At 68.1% G+C, this 18,100-nt stretch carries 15 protein-coding genes; 5 read left to right on the forward strand and 10 right to left on the reverse strand.

Annotation, left to right across the window (positions count from 1 at the left end):
- Positions 1 to 28 precede the first annotated feature (28 nt).
- Entirely contained in the window at positions 29 to 214 is a 186-nt protein-coding gene (locus OIE74_RS00290; protein WP_329377093.1) for a hypothetical protein, read from the forward strand.
- Positions 215 to 372: 158 nt separating this feature from the next.
- Here the strand turns inward: OIE74_RS00290 and OIE74_RS00295 are convergent, their stop codons facing one another.
- The 4 genes from OIE74_RS00295 to OIE74_RS00310 all read right to left on the reverse strand — a co-directional run bounded on the left by OIE74_RS00295 (position 373) and on the right by OIE74_RS00310 (position 3,678).
- On the reverse strand, positions 373 to 1,860 hold the full coding sequence (locus OIE74_RS00295; RefSeq protein WP_329392115.1) for a UvrD-helicase domain-containing protein: 1,488 nt from the start codon (positions 1,858 to 1,860) through the stop codon (positions 373 to 375).
- Entirely contained in the window at positions 1,857 to 2,333 is a 477-nt protein-coding gene (locus OIE74_RS00300; RefSeq protein ID WP_329377095.1) for a hypothetical protein, read from the reverse strand. Before OIE74_RS00300 ends, OIE74_RS00295 begins: the two co-directional genes overlap by 4 nt.
- 2 nt (positions 2,334 to 2,335) lie before the next feature.
- Positions 2,336 to 3,244 carry a DUF6083 domain-containing protein gene (locus OIE74_RS00305; RefSeq protein WP_329377097.1) on the reverse strand — a complete coding sequence of 303 codons (909 nt, stop codon included), beginning with the start codon at positions 3,242 to 3,244 and terminating at the stop codon, positions 2,336 to 2,338.
- A gap of 170 nt (positions 3,245 to 3,414) precedes the next feature.
- Positions 3,415 to 3,678, reverse strand: coding sequence for a helix-turn-helix transcriptional regulator (locus tag OIE74_RS00310; protein WP_329377099.1), 264 nt, complete (start codon positions 3,676 to 3,678; stop codon positions 3,415 to 3,417).
- 185 nt (positions 3,679 to 3,863) lie between these two features.
- On the opposite strand from OIE74_RS00310, the gene OIE74_RS00315 reads away from it, so the two are divergent.
- Entirely contained in the window at positions 3,864 to 4,940 is a 1,077-nt protein-coding gene (locus OIE74_RS00315; protein ID WP_329377101.1) for a hypothetical protein, read from the forward strand.
- Positions 4,941 to 5,026: 86 nt separating this feature from the next.
- Here OIE74_RS00315 and OIE74_RS00320 read toward each other — a convergent pair whose 3' ends face one another.
- The 5 genes from OIE74_RS00320 to OIE74_RS00340 all read right to left on the reverse strand — a co-directional run bounded on the left by OIE74_RS00320 (position 5,027) and on the right by OIE74_RS00340 (position 12,070).
- Positions 5,027 to 5,947, reverse strand: a complete 921-nt coding sequence (locus OIE74_RS00320) for a Dyp-type peroxidase (protein ID WP_329377103.1) — start codon at positions 5,945 to 5,947, stop codon at positions 5,027 to 5,029.
- Positions 5,948 to 6,433: 486 nt separating this feature from the next.
- Positions 6,434 to 6,982 (reverse strand): hypothetical protein, encoded by a 549-nt coding sequence (locus OIE74_RS00325; protein ID WP_329377104.1) that lies wholly within the window; start codon positions 6,980 to 6,982, stop codon positions 6,434 to 6,436.
- A gap of 12 nt (positions 6,983 to 6,994) precedes the next feature.
- Positions 6,995 to 10,468 carry an RHS repeat-associated core domain-containing protein gene (locus OIE74_RS00330; RefSeq protein WP_329377105.1) on the reverse strand — a complete coding sequence of 1,158 codons (3,474 nt, stop codon included), beginning with the start codon at positions 10,466 to 10,468 and terminating at the stop codon, positions 6,995 to 6,997.
- Positions 10,372 to 11,106, reverse strand: coding sequence for a DUF6531 domain-containing protein (locus OIE74_RS00335; RefSeq protein WP_329377107.1), 735 nt, complete (start codon positions 11,104 to 11,106; stop codon positions 10,372 to 10,374). Before OIE74_RS00335 ends, OIE74_RS00330 begins: the two co-directional genes overlap by 97 nt.
- A gap of 394 nt (positions 11,107 to 11,500) precedes the next feature.
- Positions 11,501 to 12,070 carry a phosphoribosyltransferase family protein gene (locus tag OIE74_RS00340; RefSeq protein WP_329377109.1) on the reverse strand — a complete coding sequence of 190 codons (570 nt, stop codon included), beginning with the start codon at positions 12,068 to 12,070 and terminating at the stop codon, positions 11,501 to 11,503.
- 107 nt (positions 12,071 to 12,177) lie between these two features.
- On the opposite strand from OIE74_RS00340, the gene OIE74_RS00345 reads away from it, so the two are divergent.
- From OIE74_RS00345 to OIE74_RS00355, 3 genes are all read left to right on the forward strand, one after another.
- On the forward strand, positions 12,178 to 12,543 hold the full coding sequence (locus OIE74_RS00345) for a mycothiol transferase (protein ID WP_329377112.1): 366 nt from the start codon (positions 12,178 to 12,180) through the stop codon (positions 12,541 to 12,543).
- Between the two features lie 215 nt (positions 12,544 to 12,758).
- Positions 12,759 to 13,484, forward strand: a complete 726-nt coding sequence (locus OIE74_RS00350; protein ID WP_329377114.1) for a dienelactone hydrolase family protein — start codon at positions 12,759 to 12,761, stop codon at positions 13,482 to 13,484.
- Between the two features lie 255 nt (positions 13,485 to 13,739).
- Positions 13,740 to 14,327: a hypothetical protein gene (locus OIE74_RS00355; protein WP_329377116.1), complete on the forward strand. Its 588-nt coding sequence runs from the start codon at positions 13,740 to 13,742 to the stop codon at positions 14,325 to 14,327.
- A 50-nt stretch (positions 14,328 to 14,377) separates the two neighbouring features.
- On the opposite strand, the gene OIE74_RS00360 is transcribed toward OIE74_RS00355, so the two are convergent.
- A complete protein-coding gene (locus tag OIE74_RS00360; RefSeq protein ID WP_443076333.1) occupies positions 14,378 to 18,019 on the reverse strand; it encodes a DNRLRE domain-containing protein in 3,642 nt (1,213 codons plus the stop codon).
- Positions 18,020 to 18,100: the final 81 nt, after the last annotated feature.

Consider the following 18,100-nt stretch of genomic DNA (forward strand, 5'->3'; position numbering starts at 1 on the left):
GCGGGCTGGTGAGTGAGTGAGTGAGTGAGTGAGTGTTTCAGATCTCTGGTCCCTGGGGGACTGCGGTCCTGCGGCACATCCGTCCTGGGATCTCGTCAGCGCGCTGATTCACCTCGTTGACAAGGCGACCGAACATCTGGCCCAGAGTCACTTGGCGCTGGACCGTCTGTTCGGCAACATCGACGAAGACCTCGGACAACCTTTGCTCACCTGAGCCTCACCAACGTTACGGGGAAGGGCCGCACGTGGTGCTTACCTTTACGGCTCGTACCCCTGGGCGGTGAGGGGCAGACGTTGCTTACCCATGCGCGGGATCAGCTCATGCGTGCCGGCGGCGCACGCCTTGCCCGGTTCGGTGGTCCGGTCTGGTGTTCATGGTGGCGACGGTGCCGGCTGCGGTGCGGGGTTTCCGTCGGGGTGGTGGTGAATCCAGGACAGTCCTCCGAGGTCGAGTCGGGTGCGGGCGCGGGTGACGGCGACGTAGGCGAGGCGTGCTTCGGTGTCGTCGATGGGGCCGGGGACGGGGCGCCCGTTGTCGTCTTTCTGGTCGGTGTCTTTGGGTGGGGTGAAGTCGGGGGCGATGCGTACGGTGTTCCATTCGCGGCCTTTGGCGCGGTGGGCGGTGGAGACGGTGACGTCGGAGCGCGTTTCGGGGGTGAGCTGATCGACGGCGGCCAGGATCGCTTCGGGGCCGTGCTGGTCGATGAGGTCGACAAACGGTTTCAGGTCGCCGCCGGCGGGGTCGTGTTCGGCGTAGTCCTGGAGTTCGCCCCAGGAGGCGAAGAGGAGGAGTTCGGGGTGCCAGGTGGGGCGGCCCTCCTTGAGGTCGCGGGCGGCGCCTGCCAGGGCGCGCAGGCTGTCTCCGCCTCCGGCGAGGGCAACGGACTGGCCGGTGGCGAGGTGGTTCATGACTTGGGTCATGGCGCCGATGTTGGTGCGGCACAGCACTGCGTCGGGGGCGGCGGCGGGGGCGAGATCGGTGGGGATGGTGGGGGTGCCGGTCAGGCGGATGGGGGCGCCGGCGATGGTCAGCCACCGGTTGGCTTCGGTAGCCAGGCGGGGGCCGAAGCGGAAGGACTGGGACAGGGACAGGGCGTGGCCGTCGAAGCCGGTCATGACGTCGCGGGCACCGCGCCAGCCGTAGATGGCCTGGGCGGAGTCGCCGACCATCACCAGCTGGGCGTGGTCGCGCTGGGCGGTGAAGACCTGTTCGAGGACGGGGTTGGTGTCCTGGGCCTCGTCGAGGAGGAGGAAGTCCGCCTCGATTCTCGGGCCGGTCAGTGCCCAGATTTTGAGGTAGTGGTCGTGGTCGAAGCGCACGACGCCGGTGTCGGGGTGCTGGAGGTCGGCCCACGCTTTGCGGGCGAACGGCAGTACCACGTGGGCGAGCTGGGCGTGCAGGGCGTGGTCTTCGAGGCCGCGCAGGCGCGGTACGTGAGAGCGGCTGAGGTGACGGTCGGCGGAGTGGCAGTAGTGGGTGACGGTGCGCAGCACGGCGTGGGACAGGGCCTTGTGGGAGACGTCGCGTTCGCCGATGCGGACGTTCTTGGTGATGCCCAGATCTCTGCCGGTTTTCCACCCTGCCTGGCGGGGGCCGTTGAGCCGGCGGGTGTAGCGGTGGCCGGTAGCGGCGAATGCGAGGGAGTGGGCTGTCCGGCAGGTGACGGTGGGCGGGAAGCGGGCGGCGGCGCCCTGGGCGATGGCCTTGTTGAAGGCGATATAGCGGCCCCGGCGTCTCGTCCGTGTGGCGAGGAGGACCAGGGTGCTGGTCTTGCCGGTACCGGCACCGGCCTGGAGGGCCAGGTGTCCCCCGGTGGTGAAGGCGTCGGCAGCGGCGGTCTGTTCGTCGGTCGGGTTCAGCACGCGGGCTCTCCGGTGGTGTGGGTGAGGGTGCGGCCGACGGCGGCCACGAGCCGGTCGGGGCTGGTACGGGTCAGAAGCTCGCTTAGGGCGTGCTCCAGGTCCGCGGCCTGCCGCCGGGCGTGATCCGCCAGGGCCCTTCTGATGACCTGCGCCACGAAGAGGCTCGGTTCCTGGCCTTCATGTTCCGCGGCATGACGGATCGCGGCGGCAGCGGCGGGGCTGAAGGCGACAGAGAGAAGAACCTGTCCCGCCTGGTCCGGGTAATGGGTGCTGAGACAGTCGAGGGGAAGCAGTCCTTCGAGACGGCGCCGGGCGCGGTTCAGGGCCCGGCCGGGATTCCTGGCTTTGATCACTGTCATCAGGCGCGTCGTGTCATGGTTCGCAGCAAGTGGCAGGGCCTGGGAGGCGCGGGCGAGTTCGGCCGGGGTGGCGGGCCGGGTCAGGGTGATCTCAAGGGCGTGGCGGGCCATGGTCACCCCTCCCCGGTCCGCGGCGAGTTGAGCTGTTCGTATCCCTGCCTCCGGGCACCGGCGGGGGTCGTGAGCGGCAGGCGGGGGTGGATGTGCTGGTGGTGGAGCAGGGGGTCGAAGGTTTTCCAGTCGGCGAGCGCGAGGTCGGCGCCGGTGGGGGTGGCGGCGTGGGCGGGGCAGTGCTGGGTGCGCCAGCGCAGCTGCCCGGCGTAAGGGAGGCGGGTGAGGTCGTAGACCGCCATACCGGTCCCGGGCAGGGCAAGTTGCCCGCGCACAGCGGTGGCAGGCATAAGCGTCCAGATGCCGGCCGGGGCACCGGGGGCCAGAACGGGGAGGGTGCAGCGGCGGCGTGTACGGGTCTGGGCGACGCACCGGATGTCCTCGACCGGACGGTCGGCGAGGTAGCGCCCGTAGAGGATCTGCACAACGGGGCGGGCCGGGCGGCAGCCCTCCGCCTGGGACTCGGAATGGGCGGGCTGGGCGGTGGTGGGGGTGAAGGCGCCGGTGTCGATCATCCGGCGGGTGCGCAGGGCGAGGCGACGGCGGAACTCGGCCAGGTCCGGTGTCAGCGGATCAGGTGCCTCGCGGCCGGGGCACAGGAGCGGGTGCGGGATCCGGCACCAGGCCGTGCCGTCGCTGGCGGGGTAGGCCGTGCCGGAGCTGACGTGCCAGCGACAGGTCGACGGAATCACGCTGGTAGGTAGTTCGTGGGGGTGGAGGGCGACGGGCCGGTGGCCGGTGCGGTCGTACCACTCGATGAGGTTGCCGCACGCGGTGCAACGGCCGCTCTGCCCGGCGCGCAGGAGACGGCTGCTACTGGTCGACGCGACCCGCAGCCGACGGTGGTGACGGTGCGCCTGGGGCTGGGTACCGTCCCAGCGGCGCCTGGTCGAGGCGGGTGTGGAGTGCATGGCGGCGAACGTGCCAGGCGGCACGCCGCCCGGCGGGCGTCGCGGCCGGACATGTCCCCCGGACAGCCTCTTTCACTGCCACACCCGTACGGTCACCCGCTCGCGTGTTCGCGGGTCGTCACCGGTACGGGTGATCCGTCCCGTGGTCCTGAGAGGCGGGCCGAACGGTCTCAGTCGTCCTGCGGGGCTGGGGGTTCGTGGCCGGCACAGAGGGTGCCGAAGAGTTCGTCGAGCGGGGCGCCGAGAGCGTGGGCGAGGGCGTGCCAGGTGGCCAGGGTGCCGATGGTGCGTCCCTGCTCGATCTCGATGAGGGTGCGCCGTGACAGGCCGCTGCGGGCGGCCAGTTCGTCATAGGTCCAGCCGTGATCGCCCCGCAGCCGCGCCAGCTCCAGGCGCAGTGCTTCGAGGTTCGGTTCCGGCGGGAAGATCGTCACTTCCCCATCCGAAGGTGCAGACCCCTGCCCTGTCAGTGCAGACCTCTGCCCTACTTGTGCGGGACGGTAGGCCGAACGAGAGGGCAGAGATCTGCACTACGGTGCGCCCACCACCCCGCTCCCCCGCCTCAGGTCACCGAAGGACCCCGTACCGGCGCGGCCAGACAAGGAGGAACACGCGCCCCATGAGGCTGTGCACCACCGCATACGAGACGGTGCGACGCACCTGGACGGTCGAACTACGCCCCCACGCAGACGGACCGGCCCTCCACTGCCCGCAGTGCGCCACGAGTTCCACCCCGGTGGCGGCCGCCTCCGCACGGGCCACCGTCCTCGCGCATCTGGCCCGTCACGCGCGCCGGTCGGCACTCCCCGGCCACCTGCGGACCTGCCAGTGCCACCAGCACGGCTGCCACTGGCACCCCCGACACCGCGGCTGCGCCGGACCGATCCTTCTCGCCCTCACCCGCGAACGCAGCGGCCGCACCTGGCGTCTCGCCGACGTCTGTGCCGCCTGCGCCGCAGCCACCGCGTACACGGCCGTCGTCCCCGACACCACCCCCGCCACAACGGCCAACGGATCGGCGCCCTCTGGCCGCGGTCCGGGCAGGAGAAGACCGCCCAGAAGGCCCGGCGGTCTGTCCGGGCAGCTCCGCGTCCAGGAAATGCTCAGCTACCTCGCCGCCGCCCTCCCCCACGACGCAAGCACTGAAGCCCGGCTGCTCGCCTTCCAATGCGCCCTGCGCACCGACAGGCACGGACAGGCCCACCTGCCCGCCGGGCTCCTGCGCGGCATGCGCCTGCGCCACGACCCCGCCCCGTGGCAAGAACTCGAAGCGGCCCGCTGGCTACAACCCCTCACACCAGCAGACAACGCACCCCGCCACCACGCCCGCACCGTTCAACTCCTCGACCCCGACGTCCTCAACCAGGCCCCCAGCCGCACCGACCGACACCAAGCAGCCGACTGGGCCCTGCGCATCATTGCCTCACTGCCTCCGGGCGCCCATTCACCCCCGGCGCGCCTTACCCACCTGGCCCTCACCGCTCACCGCTCCCCCGGGACTGCGCACTCCAGCACTGAAACCGACCGCCTGTCCCGCGCCTGCGGCCTCAACCCTCACGATCTGGAACAGACACTCGACCAACTGGTACTTGCCGGCGTCATCACCCAATGGCGGTTCAGCCAGGACAGCGAAGAGGTGCACTGGGCCCCGGCCCCGTCCACCCCTCACGCATCCCGGGCACAGGGCGGCGTGTGACGTGAGGCGGCAGGCTGCGCCGGGGGCTCATCAGCGAGAGCGCGTACGGAGAAGGTGCGTGCCCGTCAGGGGAGTTCACACGATCTCTAGCTGAGGGCGTCGATCCACGCGTCGCCAGGCGGCGGTACAAAGAAGTACCCACCGCCGGTCGTGAGCACGTACTTCGCCAATGCCTCACCCTCAAGCCGCTTCTGGACCGCCTCGAAACCTTCGACCAGGTCCCGCTGGTAACAGTTGAAGATGATGCCGGTGTCACCGTCACCACGGTCGTAGCTGTAACTACGCCGCACCAATGGGGGCGGATTGCGGCGGTCGGGGGCAGCGAGCCGCACATGCGAATCCAGAGGCGTGAGCCGGCCCTTCGGGTCGGCCGCGAAGTTCGGCTCCTCACTGACCGGCGCCCCGTCCAGCCACCTCCCGTCACGCCGCCGGCCCACAATCCGCTCCTGCTCATCCACAGAATCCTTGTCCCACAACTCCGTCGCGAACCGAATAACCCGCACCACCTGATAACTCCCCCCAACCGCCCACTCCGGCTCACCCTGCCCCTCCCGCACAACGACCCGGTCAGCGACCTCCCGCTCCGACACCGGATTCCCGAACCCCTCAGTGAAATCAAACGGGTTACGGGAAAGCCCCCGACCCTCCTCGACACGATTGTCCGCCCGGAACCCTTCGATGGCCCAGCGGACGACCCAACCGGCCTCGGCGGCAACCGTCTTGACTCTCTCCACGGCTTCCCGCACCGCCTCCGCATCCTCCCCCGCGACCCGCACGAGAAGATCACCGTGCGACCGCGCCGGATCCAGCAAATCACCCGCAAAGGACGGCATCACCCGCAACTGCCGAGGCGAGGGGGCCCGGTCACCCTCGAAGAGAGAGGCTCCCAACCCGAACCCCACTGCGGAGTCGACCCCACCGGCAGACCGCGCCCCCTCAACCAGCGCCCTTGCCGCACGCCCCACTTCCCCACCGGACTGCCCCCGATCAAGAACAAGAACCCCCACCCGACTCTCCGGTTGTCCGCCTCCCAGCACTCGCGCCACTGCGGCATCGGCTCCAGCACCGGAGCGCTCAACCTCAGACGGGCCACTCCCCGCACGCACCGCGACCACACCCGCAACTCCTAGCCCAACCGCCGCCCCGGAAACCACCAGCGTCCTACGCCGCACGGCGCACCTCCCCACTACTGACAGTGACCCCTCTGAAGAGCGACGAACCAACCTGATCTGCCCACCTCCGGTACACACCAGAGAACGACGGGCTAGCCTCGCACTTTCACGAGGCGGGCTGTCCGCCTGATGATCAAGAAAGCAGAAAGTGCCTCTGCCCAGCCAGAAAGAGGATTACTGAGGTCCTTGTTCCGGCCACCGCCGGAAGCACTTTCCAGATCAAGAAGCGTATCGGGTCCTACCAGCATGTCCGCGGCGAGGGCGCCGGTCGCAGAGTTTCTCGCGGGGAGCAAATGCCGAACGCGCCCGGGGGTCATGTGATCACAACGGCAGCTCGCCAACTGCCGCCATTTCTCTTTGAATCCAGGCTTCATCATTAGCCTGAAGGACTCCCTCGCCATCAAGAAAGAAGATTTCATCTCGATAACATTGAACGAAGATTTCGACCATCTGACCGATGCTCCGATAGGCGATTCTTGACTCTTCGCCGACTACAACGCTGACAACATAGGAAAGTCCCGTGCCTTGATCGTATGACGCCGCATAGAAGTCACCTCCACCCGATCCCAGTAGCGGATAGAAATCAGAAAGCAAGATGGCTTCGCCTGGATGGTCAACCTTGATCGAGAGCGAATCTTCTACGGATAGCGGTTCGTACCCTGGAATCAGAGCCGCATCATTCTGGGTTTGCCCGGAACGATGCATGACGCCATTACATGCACCGAACCAGCCTGCAACTTCCGAAGGGACCACCCCACCGAAGGAACTTTCCAAAGACCTGACTGAAACTCCCGGGATCCTGTCAGCCACGACAGAAAGTTCGAGGCGTTCCGCTTCGCGCCAAAGCGTCACAAGCCATTCTTCTAGCACCTTATTTCCTCCTCAGCGGATCCTCACCAGGAATTGATCGCCGACATTAACCCCGGCACCCCGATAGAAACTCTTCAGAGACGCCCCGTGGCTGGAGTTGATTGATCCAGGGGAAAGGGTGAGCGATGCACCCCGCCCTCCCTCAACAGTGGAGGCAAAAGGATACTCCTCCCAGGTTGCATTCCCTGCGAACCGCCGTGGGCGAGGTGCGTGTGCTTGCGCCTGGCGCCGCGCTGTTCTGGCCGCTGCCTCTCCGCCACCTCTCCTCGTCACAATGGCTGGAGCTCCGTCTGCCACTGCCCGCTGGAAGTTCGCCGCCTGTGGCGCGTGTGCCGCTGAGTCGATCTCATGCACTGGGAGGGCTGTAGCCTCGCCAGCGGAATCTACCGCGAATGCAATCGGACAGGAGTCACTGTTTGCATTGTGGACAAGTACCGGCGTTGCCGCCGCGAACACGTAGTACGTATGGATGTCGTCGACGGTGAGGTTGTAAACCGTTGTTGACTTGGTGTGGTGGGTGAGGGCGGTGATTTGGGTCCAGGTGCCGGTGCTGGTCTGGAGCCATTGGCCGGTGGTGAGTTCGTCGGCTTCGATCCAGCGGCCCAGGGCCGGGACCCAGAAGGGGTGGCCGTCGGTGGCGGTGAGGGTGCTGGTTTTGCCGTCGGCCAGGGTGATGTCGACCAGTTGTTTGTCGCCGGTGCCCCTGATCAGCGCCGTGACCGGGCGGGGGCCCGATTCACCGGTTTCCGGGTCAGTGGCAAGAACCTCGTCGCCGATCTGCACATCCTTGATCGGTTTACGGGTGCCGTCCGCCAGGAGGACCGGGGTGTCGGCCGTGAAGCTGTTGGCCCGGCACTTGCCGAGGCTTGCCCATTTGCCGATCATGCCGCCCACGCAGCCCAGCGCCGCCGATGTGCCGACCTGGCCCCAGTTGACCTTCCGGCCCGACAGCCGCTGGCCCAGCCAGTCCAGGCCCGCCTCGCTCAGGCCGCCGATCACGCAGCCGGCCAGCATCGGGGAGTTGCCCGACGGGTCCGTGTACGTCGTCGGGGAACTCAGCGCGTACTGGTAGAGGTTCGTGCCACCCGCGTAGCCGATCGGGTCCTGGGAGATGAAGCGCCCGGACTCGGGGTCGTAGTAGCGGTTGCGGTAGTAGAGCAAGCCCGTGCCGTCCGACTCGCGGCCCGTGAACGTGTACGGGTTCGTCGAGGCGGCCCCGGACGCAGTCGGCTGGCCGTACGGGTCGTACGTATAGCTCGTGGCGACCGTGCCGTCCGCGTTTGCCAGGCCCACCACCGTGCCCAGCGCATCGGTCAGGTAGACCTGCGTCGCACCGTTCTCCGTACGGGTCAGGTACTCGTCCAGGCCCGACGTCGCGACCGTCGCCTTCGCAGCACCCGCACCGTCCTGCTCCACCAGCGGGTTCGAGCCGTCGGTCAAGTACTTCTGGGTCGCGTCACCCAGCTTCTTCGAGCTGCGGATACCCAGAGGGTCGTAACCGAAGAGCCCGGCGGATCCGCCACCGGTGGGCGTGACGCCCGACAACTGGCCCCGGGCGTTCCAGTTGTACGTCCTCTTGCCGTCGGACTTCAGCTGCCCGTCCGCGTCGTACGTGAACGAGCGGCCGCCCAGGGACGTGACCCGGTTGTCCTTGCCGAACACCGCACCCGTCTCGGCCGCCGGCAGCGCGACCGACGCCAGGCTGCCCGTCAGGCCCGTCTGGAGGCCCCGGGTGTCGCGGGTGTAGGTGAGGTCGCCGACGGCAGCGGCGCCGCGGGCGTAGTTGATCGCCGAGACCACGCCGGTCTTGTCGAGCGTGGTGGTACGGGTGATGCCGCCCGGCAGGGTCGCCGTCTTCTCCCGGCCCACCGCGTCCAGACCGAAGCTCACCTCCTGCCCGCCCGAGGTGACGGAGGTGAGGATGCTGGAGGTGTCGTAGCCGTAGACGGTGGTGGTTCCGGCCGCCGTCATCTCCGTGCGGCGGTCGGCCGCGTCGTAGTCGTAGCCGACCGTGCCCGTCGGGCCGGTCGCCGTCTTCAGCCGGTCGTAGGCGTCGTAGCCGAAGCTCTCCGTGCCGGCCTGGGTGTCGGTGACCGTCTTCGGGAGGTCCACGGCGTCGTACGCGTATGTGACCGTGGACTCGGCCACTCCGGCCGCGTTCACGCCGTACTTGGTGTTCTTCGCCCGGCCCAGCAGGTCGTACTCGGCCGTCGCGGCCAGGCCCGAGCGGTTCGTCGCCTTCGTCAGCCGGCCCGCCGCGTCGTATCCGAACAGCGCCTGCGCGCCCACCGGGTCCGTCACCGACTCCGTGCGGTCCGCGTCGTCGTACGCCCACGTGGTGCTGTTGAGACGGGCGTCGGTCAGCTTCTTCAGGTTGCCGTTCTCGTCGAAGTCCAGGGCCGTGGACTGGCCCAGCGGGTCGGTGATCTTCCGGGTCTGGTTCAGCTCGTCGTACGTGAGCGTCGTGCGCGAACCCGCCTCGTCCGTCACCACGGTCGGGCGGCCCGCCGCATCCAGGAACTGGGCGCCCGTCCGGCCCTCCGCGTCCTTCACGGAGTCCAACTCGCCTTGCCGGTAGGTGTATTCGGTCACCGCGTCCGACGCGTCCGTGACGGTCTTGACCTGGCCGTCCGGCGCGTACGTGAGAATCGTCTCCCGGCCCTCCGGGTCGGTGACCGTCCGCAGGTTCCCCTCATCGTCGTAGCCGAGCGTCGTCTCGTTGCCCAACGGGTCGCTCACCGAGGTGGGTTGGTCGTACGGGCCGTTGTAGACCGCCGTGCCGGACTGGCGCGCCTGCGCCGTACCCGCAAGCTCCGTCGTGCGCGAGACGTAACCGTTCGTGTCGTACGTCAGCTCCGTGCGCCGGCCGTACGGGTCCGTCACCGCGTCAATCCGGTGCTTCGCGCCCCGGTGGTACTGCGTGGGCCGCGCCAGGGAACTCCCGGACGCCTCGGTGTCCTTGACGCCGTAGCCGTGGGTGTCGAACTCCACCTGGCGCACGGATCCGCCGGGCTCGGTCACCGACGTGACCTTCCCGGCGCCGGTCTGCGCGTACGCGAACGAGTACTCCGCGCCCTCGGTGAGCGTCTGCTTCTGCACCCGCCCGTCGGCATAGAACTCGTTCTTCATATACGTGATGCCACGGGCGTCGACCGCTGTCTCGATCCGGTTCGACGTCCCGATGTAGGTGTACTTGCTGATCCCGCCCGCCGGGTCCTTCACCGTCTCCAGCCGGCCGGCGTTGTACGTGTAGGACGTCGTCCGGCCCGTGTTGTCTGTCGCCGACGTGACGCGGTGCTGGGTGTCGTACTCCAGCGAGATCCACCGGCCGCCCGGGCTGGTGATACGGGTGATCTCACCCTTGTCGGCGTTGCCGCCCCCGCGCCTGGTCAGCTTGACCGTGTTGCCGTGCCGGTCGCGGACCTCGCGGAGCGCGCCGTACTGCGGGAACTCCCACACCGTCCCGCACGGAACGTCAGGTCCCACTGCCCCGTACCGTTGGTGATCTTCGCACCGCGGAAGTCGGACGGTGTGTCCTCCGGCTCGAAGACGGCATCGTTCCAGCCGCTGCCCGGCGAGGTGCGCTTGAAGTGGACCTTGCTGCCGCCCGGCAGATAGAGATCCACCTCCTGCCAGGGCTGTTTGGAGTTCAGGAATACGTTGTACGACAGGTCGCGGCCGATGCCGAACGCCCGCGGGTGCGGGTCGCCCTGCCAGTACGTCCGGGTGACCTCGGCGCCACCGCGCGAGTCCGCGACCGCCAGGTCCGTACGTGAGTCGGTCAGCAGGCCCGTCGACAGCTCGACCGGGTCGCCGGACAGCCAGTCCATGACGTCCTGGAGCCAGGAGGTGTCCCAGGGGATGAGGTCGTCAGTGTTGAACATCGCGCCGTGGAAGGCCCACACTCGGGTCTTCTTGTCCGGTACGACCTGGCGGCCGTCCGCCGACACCTCGCCGGTGCCGTAGACGTGCCAGCCCTTCTTCTTCGGGTCGTAGTCGAGGAATTTGACCCGGGTGCCGGGAGCTTCGCGGGTGTAGTTCGGGTAGACGATCTGCGCGCCCTCGGGGAAGACGTACGTACCGCCCGGCTGCACGGTGAACGGCAGGCAGAAAGCCCCGTTCACGTGCAGCGGCCAGGTCCTCGTACAGGGGCCGGCAACCGTCACCCGTGCACGGAAGGCAGCCAGGAGCCCGTTGATGCGCGCGAACGTGCCCGGGCAGGTGAAGCGGGGTGGACAACGAGCCGCCCCGGGCAGCCATGAGAGGCGGGCTGATGCCGGTGAAGCCACTCTCCGGGACAGTGACCCGCGGGCTTAAAGCACTGGCGCCAACCGCTGTGGCCAGGGCCGCGAACAGCAGGCCCCGGCATACGCAACCGCTGATCATGACACCACTGCCTGAAACGACAGGCCGTCGAGCAGAACCGCGTACGGGCCGGAGCCTCCTGCCCCAACCGCTCGTCGCAGCTCTCGCAGACCGCTCCGCAGCACCGGTCCGGCCGGGCCATGCTCGCGGAGGTTACACACCTCGGTCAGAGTGATCGGGATTTTCCCGCCGCAGCGGTGATGGGAGGTCTTGTGCAGTCACGATCCCTCGAACGGTGCCGAGCGGGTACTGCGGGGCTCCGGGCAACTGATCAACGATGACGCTGCACCCGACCCAGACGGATCCGCACTCCTCGACCATGCTCCTGACAGCCGCAGCTTGGCTTCCGGTCTCAATCCAGTCATCAACCAGCACCACTCGATCTCCCGGCCCCAGCGAGGACCGCTGGAGCCGCAACGTATGACAAAGGCCCCGGTAGTCGGGGGACGACTGACGCGCGACCTTGTCGCCCGGGAAGAGGCCCTCGCCCTTCCGGACAGGCACGAAACCGACTCCGAGCTCGACCGCAGCCGCACCGCCCAGGAGAAACCCCCGCGCCTCGATGCCGCAGACCGCAGTGATCCCCTCACCTCGAAACGGTTCAACGAGACCGGTCACCACCGCGGCCAGTGCCCGGGCATCCCGAAAGACCGCCCACACATCGGCGTGGCCACTGATCCACCGGAAGTGTTCAAGCGTCAGGTCACGTGCGCTCACGGGCATGGACGGAAGTCTCCCGACCGCCCAGCAACGCCGCAAGCCATCACCGACACCCACCTCCTCCCCGCCGCTGATGACGGACATCGGCCGCCGCTGCCAGGGAGTGGCTCATGAATACGACACCGGACGGACGGCCCATCCCGCCCGCACACGCCGACGAGCGCACCATGCTCGAAGCATGGCCGGACTTCCACCGTGCGACACTCGCCCTCAAGTACTCGGGCCTCAAAGATGATCAAATACGGACTACCGCGGCATCACCCTCGCCGATGACACTGCCCGGTCTCGTCCAGCACATGGCCAAGGTGGAACACAACTGGTTCCAGAGCGTGTTCACCGGTCCGACCGAGCCACCCGTCCTCGGCAAGACCAACCCCGACGGCTTCACCCTTCAGCCCGAACGAGCGCTAGGGGTGATCGTCGGCGACGAACTGGCGGCTCGTCTGCTTCGACATCCTGCCGATCTGGGGGTGTGACCGAGGTACACGCCAAAGAGGCAACGAGATGACCTTGAAGCCCTGAGCGCTCGGCCCCCGTACTTCAGAGGGACCCGAGGGACAGGCGACCCGACGGCAGCCAAGCCGAGAATGCTCAGCCGTGACTCGATCGCGGTCGGTGCCAACACGCACGCTGTTCTGCCGGCGGAGAACACCGGACCGACCGGGCTCGACGATCACTACAGTCCAGTCTCATGACGACGATCACGACGCGTACGGTCGAGTACCCGGCCGACGGTTTGACGATGATCGGGCACCTCGCGCTCCCGGCCGGTGTCGACCGCCGGCCCGCGGTGCTGCTCGGACCAGAGGGCATGGGGCTCAGCGACGTCGAGCGCTGCCGGGCCGATGCTCTCGCCGAGCTGGGATACGTAGCGCTGGCCTTCGACCTTCACGGCGGGCGCTATTTGGGCGACCCCGAGGAGATGCTGGCCCGTTGCATGCCGCTGCTCGCCGACCCCGACCGGATGCGGGGCATCGGCCACGCGGCGCTCGACGTGTTGCGCGCCGAACCGCGGACCGACCCCGACCGGATCGCCGCCGTCGGCTACGGCACCGGGGGCGCCGTCGGGCTGGAACTCGGGCGCGACGGCGTCAACCTGCGCGCGATCGGGACAGTCAACGCACTGACCACGGGCCGACCGGGCGAGGCGGCGCGCATTCGCTGCCCGGTGTGGGCCGGGGTCGGGTCGGAAGACCCGATCATGCCGCCCGCGCAACGGGACGCGTTCACCGCCGAGATGCAGGCCGCGGGCGTCGACTGGCGCCTCGCGGTCTACGGCGGCGCCTTGCACGCCTTCCACCACCCGCCGGTCGACCACCCCGTGGTCCCCGGCGTCGGCTACCACCCACAGCACGCGCAGCGCGCCTGGCACGACGTCATCGACCTGCTCGCCGAGTGCCTGCCCGTAACGGAGTGATGTGCGGGCATGACCCAGGCAAACAGCCTGGCGCCATGCCTGGTCCGCGTCGGACACTCACAGTCCCCTCCCCTCAAGTCCGCACAGCAGAAGCACATTAGGGCGGATGCTCGATCGCGGAGACGCGTTCGCAACTGCCGTGGTAAATACCGGATTTACTGCGGCCGCGATGTTGGCCCCGTGTACGGTGACCGCGTGTCTGTTCAATCACATGGTGAAGAGGAAGCCGAGCGCGTCGCAGTGGCTTGGCGGGCTGTGACCGACTGGCTTGCCGAGCATGCCCCCACTTCGTACGCCTCCCTCCTGCCACCCGCGACGGACGAAGAGATCGCCACCGCCGACTCCCAGCTGAGGCAGCACCTCGGGTTCGGGCTGCCCGTGGAGCTGGGCGCGCTGTGGCGGCTGTGTGGTGGTGTGGAGCACCAGGACATCGAGGCCGACGAGCAGGGCGAGATCTTCTCCGGAGAGTTCCTCCCGGACGGGCTGCTTCTCTCGCCGGCCAAGGCGCTGGCCCCGCGCCTTCCCGGGCCCGGGACGAAGGACTTCTGGGGCGCCGAGGTGGTTCCCTGGCTCACGGGGGACGACGAGGACGCTCCACTGCAGGGCTCCTACATCGGCGCCCGTGGTGTCGGGAAGTGGTCGTTCGAGGACAACCCGGCCGGCACGCCTGATTACCCGTCGATGGCCGCCTACCTGGAGAGCGTTCACCGCACGCTGACCGTCGGGCCCGCGAACCTGATGAGTTCCAATGTGCCCGGCGTCGTGTGGGGCTGCCTGATCTGGGACCGTCCCGAGGGGTCCTGGCTGACGGATGCCGCCGGGCACTGGAGCCCGGTTCACTGACCAGAGCGGTCCCCGCCCGGATCCGGGCGGGGACCGTCAAGGATTGCTTGCTACGGCTTGGCCATCGTGCAGAGCAGTGTGGCCTTGGACGGGTCACACGCCTTGAACCAGTCATTGCCCGGGTCGAGGGTGTAGGCGTCGCCGTCCAGAACCCGGAACGTCTTGATGAATGTCGGGTCGGCGAACCCGAACTTGTTCATCGATCCGGAGTTGACCTTCAGCGACATCGACGACCGGCCGCAGTTCTCCGCGAACGTCGGGGCGTCGTAGCGGGTGTCATCGAGCAGGTGCTCACTGCCGTCGTCGGTCTTGGCCGCAACGGTCTGTATGCACTCGCCGCCACCGTTCGCGCCAGCGGTGTTCTTCCCGCCGATCGCCTTGGGCGTGCCGGGGGATTGGTAGGTGGAGGAGAACGGAAACTCGTCGCAGGAGATCGCTTCAGGGGCGCCTTCGGTGATCTCCGGGTGCAGGGCCGTCCAGGGGTGCTTGAGGAACGGCTTGGTGGGAACCCATCCGTCCGTGCGCTTGGACCGGGACTTGGAGCACATCACCTTGTTCCGGTTGTCCTCAGTCTCATAGCCGTTCGCGTTTCGCTTCTGGGACGGCAGGTAGGTCAGTGGATCGGAGCGGTTCTTGCCGCCTCCCCTGACCTTCGACTTGTTCTGGATCAGCCAGGCATGCGCCGCGGCAGCCGGGTACTTACCGGTGTTGAAGTTGTATTGAGGGAAGTACTGCGGCAGTACACACCCCGGCACGCCGTAGGACTCGACCTTGTCGCAGCGTACGTCGATGCGCGGAGAGCGGAACGGAACGTGAATGGTCTCGTCCTTCTTGCCCTCGGCCGGCTCGTAGTAGGTGTCGAACTGGCCGACGAACCAGACCGGGAGCCCCTTCGACAGGTCGACGTCCCGGGAGCCGGTGGCGCTGTTGACCGAACCGTCCCACTTGTGGCTGGCCGTTCCGGTGGCCATGTGGGAGTCGTCCGGCTGGCTGTCGCCGCCGCCCTTCCAGCTCAGGTCGTTGTAGAAGTCGAAGTTCCTCACGTCCCTGCTGTCCGTGGCTCCCTCGCAGGCAGCGCTGAAGCACATGGAGTCGATGTAGGCATCCGGGCTTCCCGCACCGAGCAGTACCGACTCGTCATGCCCGGGGAAGTCGTTGAAGATAGGGTTGATCTGGATCCATGTCTTGATGTCGCCGTTCTTCGGGTCGGTCTTGACCTGGTAGGCGACCTCGAAGGACGCGTGATGCTCGGCGACCGGGAGGCCGTTCCAGCTGTATGTCGCGGTGAAGTTCAGGCCGAAGAACAGGCACGCCTCATTGCGTGTGATCAGCGACTTCTGCGCTTCGCCGTACAAGCTGGGCTGGCACCAGTCACCCTTGATGATCGGGTCCGGGTAGCTGGGCGCCCGGGTCTTGTCCCGCTCGGCGGCTTCCTTCGCTGCCTTGCGGGTCCCCTCCAGTGAGCGTTCCTGCAGCGGGGTGACGGTCACCCTTGTGCCGCCGCTGTCGAAGGTGCGCGGCTCCCAGCCCTTCCACGCGATGTTCCCGTCGTCCGGGTGGGCAGGCGGCGGCTGCGGGGTATCCGTCAGCACCGGGTCCGCAGAGGCCGTGTCGAGCACGGGGAGCTTGATGTCCACCTTCTGGGCCCGGTTGTAGTCCCGGTTCCCGGCAGTGAACCCGTAGTCCTTGATCGGGCCGACGTTGCCCGCCCGGTCCACGGTACGCGTCTGCGTGAGGTGGTTGCCGTCAGCGGCCGGGGTCGCGGTGTAGGAGGCTTCGGGCGCTACGGCCCTGCCGGCCGGCGTGGTGGTGCGTACGGATGACCAGCCGTAGTCGTCGGCGTCGTCTTCGAACGGGTCGATGCGGTACTGCACTTCGTACGGAGACGCGTCGCCGGTGGTGACGTCGAAGGTGCCCGCGACGCCGGCGCCGCCGCCGCCCCAGTTCTCTGGGTAGGTGCTCGACGTGATGGACGCCGGCTCTCCCGGTGCGGTGGTGTCGACGACGAACTGGGTCCAGGGGGACCAGTTGAGGTTGTAGTGGGTGCCGTCGTAGGCGTTGGTGCGGAACTTGTACGTCTTGCCGTCCTTGAGCTGCCCGGCCGGGACGGTGACGGAGGCCGGTGTGCCCGGCGCGACGGAGCCGGACACGATCAGGCCCTCGCCCGCGGGGGTGGTGATGGGGGTGTCGGTGGCGGCGTCGTAGACCTGGAAGGTGCCGGTGACGTGGTCACCGTCGGCGTCGGTGAAGGTGTCCCGCAGGGTCGGGGTGGTGGTGTTGACCGCCCACACCCCGGCGTACGACCTGAACGGCGCGCCCGCCTGCCGGTCCGTGCCGTCGGAGGGGCGGTAGTTGTAGGTGACGGACAGCTTGGGCTGGTTGGCCGTGTTGTTCGCGGAGTTGACGCGCTTCCATGCCCTGGTGTCGTCGGTGGCCGCGCGCAGGCCCATGAAGCCGCGCGTCGCCTTGGCGGACGCCCAGGACTGGACGAGGGCGTCGACGTCGGCGTTGATCCACCCGTCGGGCTGGGTGGCGGCGCAGTCCGGGCTGCCCTTGGTCTGCGTCGAGGAATGGTACTGCTGGTTCCAGGTGGGCTGGTTCGACCACCTGGACGAGGTGGACGCCGCGCTGGTGTCCCAGACGGTCCACTCCTGTGCGGTGCAGTCGGTGTTGCCGGAGTGGAAGTTCCACAGCGCCAGGTTGGTGTCGACGATCAGTGCGTCCTGGATCGGGGTGGTGTTCCAGTGGATGAAGGACCGGGCGGTGCGCGGAGTGCCGTCGGGGTTCTTGGTTCCCGGATTGCCCATGTCGAGTTCGACGTCGTTCGACCAGTCGACCGTCTCGCCCTGCTGCACGTAGGTGTCGAAGGTGCTCGCCAGTGCGGAGGTGGAGGGGTCGACCGTGACCGGGTATCGCGTCTTCGGGTCGGCGAGGAAGGAGGCGTCGGGGGTGACGACGAGGTCGACCTGGCCGGCGCCCTTGTCGACGACCTCCATGTCCACGCGGGCGCGGTTGGTGTGCTCGCCGGAGGTCTTGTCGATGGAGGCGTCCCACATGACCGGGGCGGGCATCGTGGCCCGCCGGGCGCCGGTGCGGGCGTCGGTGAAGGTGACCGAACCGTCCTTGTTCGCCTTCGCCTTCAGGCCCTTGGCCTTGACGGGGAGTGTGTAGGTGTAGGCGCCGGAGGGCCGCTCGCCGATCTCGACGAACTGCTCGAAGCCGGTACGGGTGGCCTCCACGATCACGTCGGCACCGGGCACGGCGTTCTTGTACGTCGCGGTGGTGCCGTCCAGAACTGGCTTGGGCAGACCACCCTTCCACTTCAACGTCACCTGCTCGTCGCCCGTGCCCAGGGTGACCAGATCACGGGCCGTGTCGCCCTGCGCGGCACGCAGCGACTTCGCCGGGGTGCCGCCCTTGCCGCCCAGACGCAAGCCGCCCGGGTGCACCCTGGAGACGATGCTTCCGTCGGCGGTTTCGGTGAGGGTGGCGTCGGCCTTCTGCCACCGGCCGTTCTTCCAGACCCGTTCGGGGCCGGCGGTCAGTTCGCTGGTGAGGGTGCCGTCCGGGTTGGCGACGGTGTACGTCGTCTCAGTGGTCTCGTCCGTGGCGACGGTCTTCTTGCCGGTCCTCTTCGCCTCGGTGATCGCCCACGCCTTGGAGCCCTTCGCGTGCTTGGCGGCCCAGGCCATGTCGGAGGCGAGGATGCCGGCCTCCGACGGCTGGACCACCGTCCCGGCGCCGGGTTCCGGCGCGGGCGCCGCGCTGGTCGG

The sequence above is a fragment of the Streptomyces sp. NBC_01716 genome (assembly GCF_036248275.1).
Classification (GTDB): domain Bacteria; phylum Actinomycetota; class Actinomycetes; order Streptomycetales; family Streptomycetaceae; genus Streptomyces.